We start from the raw sequence: 13,471 nt of genomic DNA on the forward strand, positions 1-13,471 counted from the left end.
AATTTTTTTCTTAGCATGATCTCCACATTTTTTACTTTTTTTTTAGGTTTTAACAATTTTTAACAAGATTCTTCGTTAAGCCATATTTCTTTCGGATCCAATAATAAATTCCCGTACATTTGCACCATATTTTTTTTTAAATGAAAACGATTAAGCATAGTGATACACAACGATTAAGCTTTGCAGGGTTATTAATAAGCTTAGGTATCATCTTCGGCGACATCGGCACCTCGCCGTTATATGTCGTTAAAGCTATTTTTAATAAAGGAATTATCGAAGAAGACTTAATTCTAGGTAGCCTCTCCTGTGTCTTTTGGACATTAACATTACAAACTACAGTCAAATATGTTTGGGTTACCTTAAATGCTGATAACAAAGGCGAAGGTGGTATACTTTCTTTGTATTCTCTGGTTCGACGAAAAGCAAAATGGCTTATCATTCCAGCAATTATTGGGGCGAGCACACTGCTAGCAGATGGAATGATTACGCCCGCGATAACAATTTCATCTGCTATAGAAGGATTAGCGATCCATTACCCGGAAGTGCCTACGGTACCAATTGTAGTATTCATTATAAGTATTCTATTTGCTATACAACGTTTTGGCACTTCAATAGTAGGCCGAATATTCGGTCCACTGATGTTTATTTGGTTTAGTACAATTGGGGTACTTGGATTTGTTTACGTTATGCAAACCCCTGAGATTTTCGCAGCGTTAAACCCCTATTATGCGATTTCAACCTTGATTAATTATCCGAACGCATTATTCTTTATTGGTGCAATTTTCCTATGTACAACAGGTGCGGAAGCGTTGTATTCTGATATGGGACATTGTGGGAAAACGAATATTCGAGTAAGTTGGGTTTTCGTGAAATTAATGCTAATTCTAAATTATTTTGGTCAAGGTGTTTGGTTACTTCAACACGCTGGACAACCGATGGGTGATATCAATCCATTCTATGCCATTATGCCTGATGGCTTTGTCGTCTACGGCGTCGCAATCGCGACTTTGGCCGCGGTGGTTGCTAGTCAAGCAATGATCACAGGGTCTTATACACTAATCTCTGAAGCAGTACGTTTAAACATTTGGCCCAAAGTGGCTATTCGCTACCCTAGCGACCACAAGGGACAACTCTATGTGCCTTCAATAAATTTGTTATTGTACGTAGGATGTATGTTAATCATTGCAGTATTCCAAGAATCCTCAAATATGGAGGCCGCTTATGGACTTGCCATCAATGTGACTTTCATTATGACGACGATTTTAATGTGCAAATTCTTGTTACGTATACAAATAAACAAGATTGCGATTTTGATCTTCGCTATAGCTTACTTTAGCATTGAATTCACTTTTTTAGCTGGTAATTTTGTAAAGATTACGCACGGAGGGTGGTTAACGTTGCTGTTAGCATGTACACTTTTCATTGCAATGTTTTCATGGTACGGAGCTAGAAAAATAAAAAATAGCTTTGTTCGCTTCGTGGATATTAGAAAATACTACCCGATCATTTCAGAGCTTAGTGAGGATAAATCGGTACCACTTTTTGCTTCTCACCTTGTTTATCTCACTAGCGCAAACAATAACAACGAAATCGAGCATAAGATCATTTACTCAATGATCAATAAAAAACCAAAGCGAGCAGATGTTTATTGGCTTGTACATGTTGATGTAATGGATAACCCACATACACGAGAATACGTCGTTAAGAAATTAATTCCAAACAAGTTAATCCGCATTGATTTTAAACTTGGGTTCCGAGAAGAGCAACAAATTAGCTTATTGTTCCGCAAAGTCGTAGAAGACATGGTCGAAAAAGGTGAAATAAATATTACAAGTAACTATAATACCCTAAAAAAACATGGTATTCCTGGCGATTTTAATTTCGTAATCTTGGAGAAAATAATTTCAAAAACCAACGATCTAAAGTGGCATCAAAAAGTAATTATCGAAATCTACAAAACATTAAAAAAATTCAGCTTATCGGAAGAACGAGGATTTGGTTTAGATAGTAGCTTTGTTACCGTAGAAAGGGTTCCTTTGAATATTCCAAACACCAAAGAGGTCAAATTAACACGATTGAATTAGCCCTAATTGGATTACTGTGTAACCATTAGGTGTGTCAATTCACTGACTACATGATTACACATACCTTCGGCCGTAAATAACTATTAACAACCTAGTTACATCCTTTCATCGAGGACACCGACTGATCAATAAGGAAACAGAGCAAGTAAATCTTCCTATTTATTTAGCTTAGAATGTTTATATCCATACGCAAAATAAAATACTAGTCCGATTAATAACCACGCAATAAAGATGATCCAGTTGCTAGCCCCTAGCTCACTCATTAGATAAAGATTGATTAATATTCCAATGACAGGTAGTAAAGAAAAATTGTACTTATAACCCATAATAGCTAATACGATCCAAACTAGCCAAAATATTATCACGAGCGATTTATGTTCGAAAATCTCTATCGAGGACATATGCTTCCAATTTTCCACTATCTCATTAGCATATCCCAATACAACTGCCCAAGCAACAATAAAGCCGATACCAATTAAATATTTACCATTTATATAAGGCACACGAAATTTTGATCGCGACGATAACCCCGAATGATCCATATATAAAACTCCTGCACAAACCAAGATGAAGGCAAAAAAAGTACCTACACTCGTTAAATCAACAAAAAAATCCATTTTGAAGAAAAGAGACGGAATAGCTACAACGATTCCAGTGACAATTGTCGCGTAAGACGGTGTTTTGTACTTTGGATGAATGCGTGCAAAACGCTTTGACAGCAATCCATCCCTACTCATGGTCATCCATATTCTAGGCTGCGCTAATTGATAAACAAGCAAAGCACTGGTAATAGCGATAACTGATGTTACAGAAACGATGCCAGCCATACTATCATATCCAACGTATTTAAATACAAACGAAAGTGGATCTTTTACATTAAGTTCCGTATAGTTAACCATTCCAGTCAGCACGATCGTGATGGCGACATACAGCACGGTGCAAATTATTAAACATAATATCATTGCACGTGGAAGATCCCTTTGGGGGTTCTTACATTCTTCCGCAGTCGTAGATATTGAATCAAAACCAATAAAAGCAAAAAAAACGGCTGCAACTGATCCCATGACGCCATGCAGTCCGTTAGGCGCGAACGGTGTCCAGTTTTCAGGTCTCACAAAGAATAATCCACCAATGAGGACAAGTACAATTATTCCTACTTTTATGGCAACCATAATGTTACTCGCTCGTTGGGATTCTTTAATACCAATGAAGACAAGCCAGGTTACAAAAACTGTGATAAGTCCAGCTGGTAAATCGAATATGATGGGAACTCCACCAATCACTGGGGCAGACAGGTAAGCTTCTAAATTAGCCTGCTCAGCAATTGAAAGAGCTGCGGCACCTTGGCTTAAAAACTTGTCGTGCGCCTCCACAGCATATGCAGGAGCCATCGTTAACCAACCCGGTATATGAAAGCCGAATCCTTCCAACATGGACACAAAATATTGCGACCATGAAATAGCTACGACCATATTTGATACAGCATATTCCAATACCAGCGCCCACCCTATTATCCATGCAAAGAGTTCACCAAAGGCAACATAGGCATATGTATAAGCGCTTCCAGACACAGGTACCGTGCTCGCAAATTGCGCATAAGCAAGCGCGGTAAAGACACAAGCAAAGGCTACAAACACGAATAATAACGATATTGCGGGTCCCCCTTCGTAACTCGCTAAGCCAATGGTGCTGAATATACCTGCTCCAACAATAGCAGCTATTCCCAATGATACTAAATCACGAACCCCCAGCACTTTTGCTAAACCAGTACTTTCCTTTGAATCAAGTAAAATTTGATCTACACTCTTCTTTCTGAAAAGTTTATTAATCATAAACAAAATGTTAACAGCATTAATTTGTCCACAAAAATGGTAAAAAATAAAACGATTTAAACTATTTTGCGTTGTATTTCATGAAAGATATCAATATAATTGGTTAAATACGCGTCTTTATAATCTACAAGACATTGTGTTAAATTGACCAGGTCTCGATCCGTCGCTTCAAAATTCCATAGTCGCTTGCAAATATTAAATAGCGCGTAAGACAGGTTAGATACGTCTTTATATTCAAGAATATAGCGCGAGCGCAGGAATCCCTCATAAAAAGAAAAAAAACGTTCCAGATCGATCTCCCCTATTGTATTTAAATAACGCTCAATTATAGGTCTATTGACTTGCTCGAGGTGTTCGTATAATCTCACGGGATTCACCTGCTCATTTTCAATCAACAAATGATCTAACAATAACTCAATCGCAATATGCGCTAAAAAAGAGGCTCGAATAGGTAGATGCTCCACGACGGGTACTAACATTTTACGAAAAACATGACAATGGTCAAGAAAATAAATTGATGAGTGAAAAATCTTATCTACTTCCACATGACGATACCATCCTTCGGAAATCCACATAGTTTTTGGGTGTGCGAATAGGCTTTCCTCAAATTGTTGAGGATGAAAACCGTATCTTTTATCGACGTTCTTTAATAAATCAGGCAGAATTGCACCTAAGATTCTTTCTGATTCAGGAGCATAGCGTTCGAAATAATAGTGTGCGAGAAAATTCAACGTTCAACTTGTAGTTATATTTATCGAAAGATACGGCTTAATATTTTATCTTTGCTACCTAAAGTAAAAAATCGTAAACATAAAAAGATGAGCTTTGTAGAAGAACTACGCTGGAGGGGCATGTTACAAGATATAATGCCGGGCACTGAAGAATTACTAAACAAAGAAAAAATCTCAGGCTATATCGGTTTCGATCCCACCGGCGATTCACTCCACGTGGGGCACCTTACTCAGATAATGACGTTAATCCATTTTCAAAATGCTGGGCACAAACCTGTAGCTTTAGTAGGTGGCGCGACTGGGATGATCGGGGATCCTTCTTTTAAATCCGCAGAACGGAACTTATTAGATGAACAAACCTTGCAACACAATGTCGATTGTTTAAAGCAGCAGCTTGCTAAATTCTTAAACTTTGGAGACGGACCCTATGATGCAAAAATGGTCAACAATTATGATTGGTTCAAGGATTTTAAATTTTTGGATTTCATTCGTGATGTCGGAAAACTAATCACTGTCAATTACATGATGGCTAAAGATTCCGTAAAGAAACGCTTAGACGGTGAGAACGGATTATCCTTTACTGAATTCTCCTATCAGTTGATTCAGGGTTACGATTTCTATTATTTGTGGAAACACCACAATTGTAAACTACAAATGGGTGGATCAGACCAATGGGGAAATATAATCACTGGAAGTGAAATGATTCGTCGTCAAGATCAAGGCACTGCTTATGCGATAACTACGCAGCTAATAAAAAAGACCGACGGACAAAAGTTCGGTAAAACTGAATCAGGAGCAATATGGCTTGACCCAAAAAAAACTTCGCCATACAAATACTACCAGTTTTGGTTAAACACCTCTGACGATGATGCCAAAAATTGGATCAATATATTCACCTTAAAATCTGAAGAAGAAATACGGGCCATCATAGCGGAGCATGACGCAGCGCCGCACACAAGAGCTGTACAAAAAGCGCTAGCTAAGGATATTACTATCCGTACGCATTCCGAGCAAGACTACGAAACGGCTATAAAAACATCTGAATTTTTATTTGGCAATGGATCATTAGAATTTTTAAACGATTTAGATCACCATGTCGTATTAGACGTTTTTGATGGCGTACCACAGTTTGACATTGACAAATCTATCTTATCGTCTGGAATCAATATATTAGACTTATTAGCGGTCAATACTTCGGTATTCCCTTCTAAAGGAGAAGCGAAAAAAATGATTCAGGGTGGAGGTGTATCTCTTAATAAAGAAAAAATAAACAACATTGAGTTGATGATCGATCAAGGCAACCTGATCAACGAAAAATATATCATCGCGCAACGCGGTAAGAAAAACTACTTCCTGATTGTTGCGAAATAAGCATATTTTCGGTGAGTAGTTCGTTCCTACTCATCGAAAATTATCGATTGCAGGTACAGGCAAGATTATATAATCCACATTTATCCCTTGCACTGCCTTACTTATTTTTGTACAAAATCCATAACGCTATCATAAATTAAACTTAAAGGAGCAGAAAACGACCTGCAAATAACGCTATCCTTGTTGGAACACATTTGGACTTTCAAAGAACGACAATTCATCGATGAACAGCATATAACAGTATTAATGCGCGAATCGACGGAAACGGCCATTTTATCGAAACGACGCGTCGCTCAACTAGACAATTAAAAGGTTTCCAACTCCATCGGCGAAGGAAAGGACTAAATACCACAGTAATATCTTCTTTTAAATCAAATACAGTCCGTCAACGAAACTCCTACTACAATGACGCCTGCTCTCCTATTGAAATAAATCTGTTTTATCCGAAATTTATCAATTTAAGGAGCGCTTTCGTAGTTAAACTCGTTATTTCTGATACAAAATAACCTGTCACCAGTTTGAAATACTGGCTTTTGCGAGCTTTCCTCGTTTTGCAAGTTTCCTTACCAAAATTGTAGCCGATTAATCGCGCTTTTTTTTTAAGTTTGTAGCTAGGAGAAATATATATTTTTCATGTCGAACAAAGGAAATTCATTTAAAAATACTAGTGGAACATCGAGTGTAAAGAAAACACCTCGAGTCGCCCGAACAGTAACATATAGTAAAAAACCTCGTTTAAAATCATTCGACGGTATCAACTTTAGTGAGGGACAACGAAAAGCTTTAAAGATCTTGGGAATATTTTTGTTGTTTGTTTCATTCATACTTGCAGTTGCATTTGTTTCTTATCTTTTTACTTGGAAAGAAGATCAAAGCTATATCGCAAGAGCAAATGGAGGATGGTCTTCATTATTTAATTCCACAGAAGAAATTACAGATGAATCAATCGAGTTACCAGTCGTTGAGAACAAGCTCGGTAAACTAGGAGCACTATTAGCAAATCAATTTATTTTTGAATGGTTTGGTGTATCTTCCTTTCTTTTTGTACTTATGTTCTTTATTATTGGTTATAAATTTCTATATAAAAAATCCTTACTCCCTGTCTGGAAGACTCTCATTTATTCAATCGTCGGAATCGTATTCCTATCCATAACATTTGGATATCTCCAAGACTTCATCACAGATTCACCGCACATATTGGAAGGTAAATTTGGTTATTGGACGAACAAACTTTTGACGGCACAAATCGGAACAACGGGAATCGCTGCTTTATTAATATTCGCCTACCTTACTGTATTGATTTTAGTTTACAACCTTGATTTAAAATGGACTTGGACATCAAGAACGATTATCAGTGAGGAAGAATTAGAAGATAAAAATGAGGACAATTTAGAAACGTTCAATAAAAAAGAGGTTCAACAAAATAATTTAAATAAGAATTTCGCTAATAATATAACGAAAGTAGAGGACGAGCCTGTCGAGGAATTATCAACCTACTCGCCACCCTCGACATATCAAGCCTCCCAACCAGAAAACGTTATCAGACCTAATACGACCTTTGACCTTGAGGTTGAAGTTGAACAAAATAACCCCGCCGAAGAATCTGCTTCTCACGATGTGATCCCGTTAACTGTTGACAATGCATTTCCACCCGAGGATGTTGGAGATACCAATGGTCCAAGCTTGAGTGTTGAAAAAACGGTGGAAGAAAAAGCAATTACTTCTGACGACCTCGTTGCACAATTTGGTGAGTACGATCCTAAATTAGATCTATCGGGCTACCAGTATCCGACTCTAGATCTGCTGAAAGACTACGGAGCTGGAAAAATAACGATAAACCAACAGGAATTAGAGATCAACAAGAATAGGATTGTTGATACGCTTCGCCATTATAATATTGAAATTGAACACATTAAAGCTACAATCGGCCCCACTGTAACTTTATACGAAATCATTCCGAAGCCGGGTGTCCGAATCTCCAAAATAAAAAACCTGGAGGACGATATTGCGTTAAGCCTAGCAGCCCTAGGTATTCGTATAATCGCGCCAATGCCTGGGAAAGGAACGATAGGTATTGAGGTGCCAAATAGCTCTCCCGAAATGGTTTCAATGCGATCAGTGTTAGCAACGGAAAAATTCCAGAAAACTGACATGGATCTCCCGATCGCACTCGGGAGAACCATCTCCAATGAAGTTTATATTGCGGATCTCGCAAAAATGCCTCACCTTTTGGTTGCAGGTGCTACTGGACAAGGAAAGTCAGTAGGGATCAACGCTATTCTTACGTCTTTACTATATAAAAAGCATCCTGCTGAACTCAAATTTGTGATGGTGGATCCTAAGAAGGTCGAACTCTCATTATTCAAAACGATCGAAAGACATTTCCTCGCAAAACTTCCCAATGAAGAAGAAGCAATTATTACTGATACCAAAAAGGTTATTAATACGCTAAATTCGTTGTGTATCGAGATGGACCAACGATACGACTTACTAAAAAATGCTCACGTAAGGAATTTAAAAGAATATAATGTAAAATTTGTCAACCGCAGATTAAACCCTGAGGAAGGACATCGATTCTTACCTTTTATAGTCCTCGTAGTAGACGAATTTGCTGATCTGATGATGACGGCTGGTAAGGAAGTAGAAACACCAATTGCACGTTTAGCGCAGCTCGCTCGCGCAGTTGGAATTCACCTTGTGATAGCGACACAAAGACCGTCGGTAAACATTATCACCGGAACAATTAAGGCTAACTTCCCTGCCCGTTTAGCATTTAGGGTATTGTCGAAAATAGATTCTCGAACAATTTTAGACACCGGGGGCGCAGATCAGTTAATTGGACGCGGTGATATGTTGTTGGCAACAGGAAGTGACCTTATACGTATCCAATGTGCCTTTGTTGACACCCCGGAAGTTGACAGAATTTCCGATTTTATCGGTAGCCAACGTGGGTATCCTTCGGCGTTCTTGTTGCCTGAATACGTCGATGAAAATGGAGAAGGGACCGGTAGTGCAGATTTCGATTTAGAAGATCGTGACCAACTGTTTGAAGACGCTGCTAGACTAATTGTCATGCATCAACAAGGCTCGACATCGTTGATACAACGAAAAATGAAACTAGGCTACAACCGAGCTGGGCGAATTATCGACCAGCTGGAGGCCGCAGGAATCGTCGGACCATTCGAAGGAAGTAAGGCACGGGAAGTACTGTATCCGGATGAATACTCATTGGAACAATATTTGGACACGTTAAGAAAAAAAGAGTAAGATGAAAAAAAATGTGTTAGTAATGATTGTCTCATTTATTTGGACAACGATAACTGTCTTCGGCCAGGTGGATCAATCTGCTAAGAATATACTAGATCAAGTATCGAAAAAATACGACGCATATAAAACCATTCAATCAGAATTTAGTTTTTCCTCTACACAAAATACCGGCGAACACTATTCTGACAAAGGCACATTATATCTGAATAAACCGAAGTCCCAATACCGTATACATTTAAGTAGCCACGATCTTTTAAGTGATGGTATATCAAATTGGTCTGTCCTCCATGAAGAGAAAGAAGTTCAGATATCTCCCGCAGATCAAGCATCGACAAGTATCGGGCCCAATAATATCTTTACTTTTTATAAAACTGGATATAACTATGTATTAGGGAAGAATGAGCCAGTCAACGGCGATTCCCTAAAAGTGATCGAACTGACCCCTAAAGATCAGCGAACAAACTACACCAAAATAAAACTTCGTATAAATGAAAACAACCATATTCACGATCTCCTGATCTTCGATAAGTCGGGAGCACAGTTTAAATACGTAATTAAAACACTATATGTGAATAATAAAATCCCTTCAACTAAATTCGTGTTTGACAAATCGAAATATCCTTCGTACGAAATTGTCGATCTTCGTTAACTAGATTTTAGAATCAGCAATGGCCAAAACGACGCTTAAAAGTTTAGCACAAGGTTTAAATATGTCAGTATCGACGGTATCGAAGGCTCTTAACGATAGTTACGAAATTAGCGCTGCAACAAAGAATAAGGTCCGCGAATATGCCCAATTGCACAACTATCAGCCTAATGTTCTAGCACAGTTTCTTAAAACTGGTAAATCGCAAACCATCGGTGTTGTACTTCCAAAAATGAGCACTTCGTTTGATTCTCAAATCATCGAAGGAATGCAAACCATTGCTGCTGCCCATAACTACAGAATTGTAATTATGAATAGCATGGAGGATGAAAAATCTGAAGAGATCGCATTAAAATCTATGATGAATAAAAGTGTTGATGGTCTGCTGTTCTGCCCGATTCACGAGAATTCGAACCTCGAATTAGCAAAACAAATTATAAAAACAACGCCGATCGTTATATTTGATAGGACTAACTATCCGTTGGAAACGCATAAAGTTGGGGTATTAAATACAGAAGGGACATTCAATGCCTGCAAACACTTAATCGATATTGGCAGAAAAAAAATAGCGATATTTTGTGGCGCTGACCAAGGAATTACACAGCAACGTTTAAACGGTTATTACAAAGCCTTAGAGCAGAATAAACTTCCTAAAGATCCAGAGTATAAGGTATTTTGTAACGTTAAGAGTATTGATGAGTTACATATTGACTTAGAAAACCACCTGTCAAGGTTGTTTAATTTGCCAAATCCGCCCGATGCAATAATCGGAGTAACGGACACGATAACGACACACCTATTGGGAATTTTAGCTAAACTTTCCATCCGAGTACCAGAAACGATTGCTGTGATAGGATTCGCGAACACGGAACTTGCATTCTCTTTAAATCCTTCTTTGAGCGCGATTCGACAGCCCACCAAAGAAATCGGGGAATTATCCGTTCGCAAATTAATTGAAACAATAAACAAAAAGAATCGGAGTCAAATAGAATGGGAAGACATTAAACTCCCCACTACAATTCAGCTCCGACGCTCAACTTTGGGCTAACTTAAATTTCTAACTATCCCCAACTCTAACCCGCGTAATTCCGCCAGACCCCGCAATCGTCCAATTGCCGAATAACCAGGATTCGTAACCTTCTTTAGGTCGTCAAGCATTTGGTGTCCGTGATCCGGACGAAATGGGATAGGTTCTTTTCGTTGTTGGTTTTCAGCAATAACCTCTTTCATCACTGCATACATATCAACGTTTCCTTCAAGATGATTGGCCTCAAAGAAATTTCCTATTTCATCTCGTTGAACGTTTCTTAAATGTATAAAATTCACACGTGAAGCAACACTTTTAAATATTTCCACCAGATCATTATCAGGGCCTGCGCCAAGTGATCCAGTACAAAAACAAATTCCGTTAAAGGGCTTATTTACACTATTTATTATAAATTGAAAATCATTGATAGTGCTCGCGATGCGCGGTAATCCTAAAATCGGATACGGTGGATCATCAGGGTGGATAGTCATCTTAATTCCTAACTCTTCACATACGTCTGCAATCTCAGTAAGAAAATACACAAGGTTCTCACGAAGTCCATCGAACCCTATTTTATCGTAGATTTCAATACTACGGCGAAGGTCATCTAAGGAAGGATCTTTCTCTCCAGGGATACCCATTAAAACATTTCCCTGCAGAAAAACCTTGTGGTCTTCTGTATACGTGTTATAGCGGGTCCTCGCTTGCTCGACTAAAGACGGTGCATATGACATTGATGCGTCCGGACGTTGAAGAATATAAATATCGAAAACCGCTAAATCTACCCAATCAAAGTACAAAGCTTTTGACCCGTCCTCCATTTCTAAATCTAACTGTGTTCTAGTCCAGTCAAGAACAGGCATAAAATTATAACAAACCGTTGTTATACCGCAGGAAGCAAGATTTTTTAGAGTCTGTTTGTAGTTATCCAGATAGTAATCTACTTCATCGGACCGTGTTTTAATTGCTTCATGGATAGTCACACTCTCAACGACAGACCAGTCCAATCCCGCCTGCTCAATCTGCCGCTTACGCTCTAATATATCCTCCAATGGCCAAACATCCCCATGGGCAATATGGTGTAGAGCTGAAACAATTGCCGTAGCACCCGCTTGCTTTATATCTTGTAGAGAGACCGGGTCGTTAGGACCGTACCATCTCCATGCTTGTTGTAAGAATTTTCTTTCCATCATAAATAGTTATACACCACACCAAGAGTTAAAACCGCCATCAACAAATATCGTTTCACCAGAAACGAAACCAGACGCATCGCTTAACAAATAAATAAGCGTGCCTTCTAATTCGGACGGATCACCCAATCTTTGATATGGAGTATTACGAACGAATTTATTCGCACGATCGGTATAACTACCATCCTGATTGGTTAGCAACGTTCTATTTTGTTCAGTCAAAAACACGCCAGGTGCAATTGCATTGACTCGAATCTTATCGCTATGACGTAAAGCCAATTCAGATGCCATCCATTTGGTAAACCCATCAACACCGTGTTTCGCGACAGTATACCCAAGTACGCGTGTAATCGGTCGACTCGCCGCAAGAGAAGAAATGTTAATAATAGAGCCAACCCCTTTTTGTGCCATCACCTCACCAAAAATCATCGTCGGAATAATGGTTCCATATAGATTGAGTTCGATTGCTTTTATAGTATCTCCTATTTTGTTATCAAAGATGTCATCATCCGGCCCAATCGTGGCTCCGGGAATATTACCGCCAGCCGCGTTTACTAAGCCATCTATTGTTTCCCATTTTGCGACAATCTCTTCTTTTGCAAAACGTATAGAAGATTCATCCATCACATCAGCAACGATCGCTAGTCCTTGTCCTCCTAGACTCTCAACCAACGCAACGCGTTCTTCAGCGCGTTCTTTGTTTCTTCCGATAATACATACTTTAGCCCCCGCTTCTGCTAACGCTTTTACAAAAGACTTCCCAAGGACGCCAGTGCCACCGGTAACAACAATGACTTTACCTTGCAAAGAAAATTTTTCTAGAATACTCATAATAATTTTAATTCAGCTTATACTATTCAATAATACGCATTTTTTTAAGGATGTTCCGTATTTCAAATGGAAGAATCAACGATAACGATTGCGAAACCTATCAGTCGAAAATTGACACAAATCGAGTAGGAAGATAGGGATTATTTCCCTATCTGTCCTCTCACACCACCCGGCATACGGATCCGTACCAAGGCGGTTTGTTAGAATAACGTCGTTTGATGTGTTGTTCTCCAGTAATAATAGTCCGCAAATCCTTCGTAACCTAATTTAGTGAAATACGAGTTTGTCAGCGTTGTTTCGAGTATGGGGCTTGTCCCTGTTCGAGTGTAAGATTTACGAGTGTAGGTATGTTGGTAGGCAAGCCAGTGTTTAGCACCTAATTTCATTAGATTCCGGATTCGATTTCTGCCTGTCTTCCATTGTTTCCAAAGTAAAACGCGTAACCGCCTTCGGACTAATTTATCTAGCTCTATCATCACTTTCTTGTTCGTG

The 13,471-nt window shown here is 38.8% G+C and carries 9 protein-coding genes and 1 pseudogene; 5 read left to right on the forward strand and 5 right to left on the reverse strand.

Features of this window, described 5'->3' with window-relative positions:
• The first annotated feature begins 140 nt into the window (after window positions 1-140).
• The gene (locus HP439_RS12890) at window positions 141-2,084 is read left to right on the forward strand and encodes a KUP/HAK/KT family potassium transporter (protein ID WP_172390749.1); all 1,944 of its coding nucleotides are present in this window, start codon (window positions 141-143) and stop codon (window positions 2,082-2,084) included.
• 155 nt (window positions 2,085-2,239) lie between these two features.
• Here HP439_RS12890 and HP439_RS12895 read toward each other — a convergent pair whose 3' ends face one another.
• Window positions 2,240-3,916, reverse strand: a complete 1,677-nt coding sequence (locus HP439_RS12895; RefSeq protein WP_172390750.1) for an amino acid permease — start codon at window positions 3,914-3,916, stop codon at window positions 2,240-2,242.
• A 56-nt stretch (window positions 3,917-3,972) separates the two neighbouring features.
• Window positions 3,973-4,647 carry an ACP phosphodiesterase gene (locus HP439_RS12900; protein ID WP_172390751.1) on the reverse strand — a complete coding sequence of 225 codons (675 nt, stop codon included), beginning with the start codon at window positions 4,645-4,647 and terminating at the stop codon, window positions 3,973-3,975.
• Window positions 4,648-4,734: 87 nt separating this feature from the next.
• Between HP439_RS12900 and tyrS the strand changes: the two genes are divergently transcribed.
• The 4 genes from tyrS to HP439_RS12920 all read left to right on the forward strand — a co-directional run bounded on the left by tyrS (window position 4,735) and on the right by HP439_RS12920 (window position 10,979).
• Entirely contained in the window at window positions 4,735-6,018 is a 1,284-nt protein-coding gene (tyrS, locus tag HP439_RS12905; protein ID WP_172390752.1) for a tyrosine--tRNA ligase, read from the forward strand.
• 633 nt (window positions 6,019-6,651) lie between these two features.
• Window positions 6,652-9,285 (forward strand): FtsK/SpoIIIE family DNA translocase, encoded by a 2,634-nt coding sequence (locus HP439_RS12910; RefSeq protein WP_172390753.1) that lies wholly within the window; start codon window positions 6,652-6,654, stop codon window positions 9,283-9,285.
• A 1-nt stretch (window position 9,286) separates the two neighbouring features.
• Entirely contained in the window at window positions 9,287-9,934 is a 648-nt protein-coding gene (gene lolA1 / locus HP439_RS12915; RefSeq protein ID WP_172390754.1) for an outer membrane lipoprotein periplasmic chaperone LolA1, read from the forward strand.
• 19 nt (window positions 9,935-9,953) lie between these two features.
• Complete coding sequence (locus HP439_RS12920) at window positions 9,954-10,979, forward strand: LacI family DNA-binding transcriptional regulator (protein ID WP_281358195.1); 1,026 nt, start codon at window positions 9,954-9,956, stop codon at window positions 10,977-10,979.
• Here the strand turns inward: HP439_RS12920 and uxuA are convergent.
• The 3 genes and pseudogenes from uxuA to HP439_RS12935 form a co-directional block, all read right to left on the reverse strand.
• Window positions 10,976-12,148: a mannonate dehydratase gene (uxuA, locus tag HP439_RS12925; protein ID WP_172390757.1), complete on the reverse strand. Its 1,173-nt coding sequence runs from the start codon at window positions 12,146-12,148 to the stop codon at window positions 10,976-10,978. The genes HP439_RS12920 and uxuA overlap by 4 nt on opposite strands.
• A gap of 9 nt (window positions 12,149-12,157) precedes the next feature.
• On the reverse strand, window positions 12,158-12,979 hold the full coding sequence (locus HP439_RS12930) for an SDR family oxidoreductase (protein ID WP_172390755.1): 822 nt from the start codon (window positions 12,977-12,979) through the stop codon (window positions 12,158-12,160).
• A gap of 200 nt (window positions 12,980-13,179) precedes the next feature.
• A pseudogene (locus tag HP439_RS12935) lies at window positions 13,180-13,471 on the reverse strand (hypothetical protein); the annotation flags it as partial.

This window comes from Sphingobacterium shayense, assembly GCF_013179575.1.
Lineage (GTDB): Bacteria > Bacteroidota > Bacteroidia > Sphingobacteriales > Sphingobacteriaceae > Sphingobacterium > Sphingobacterium shayense.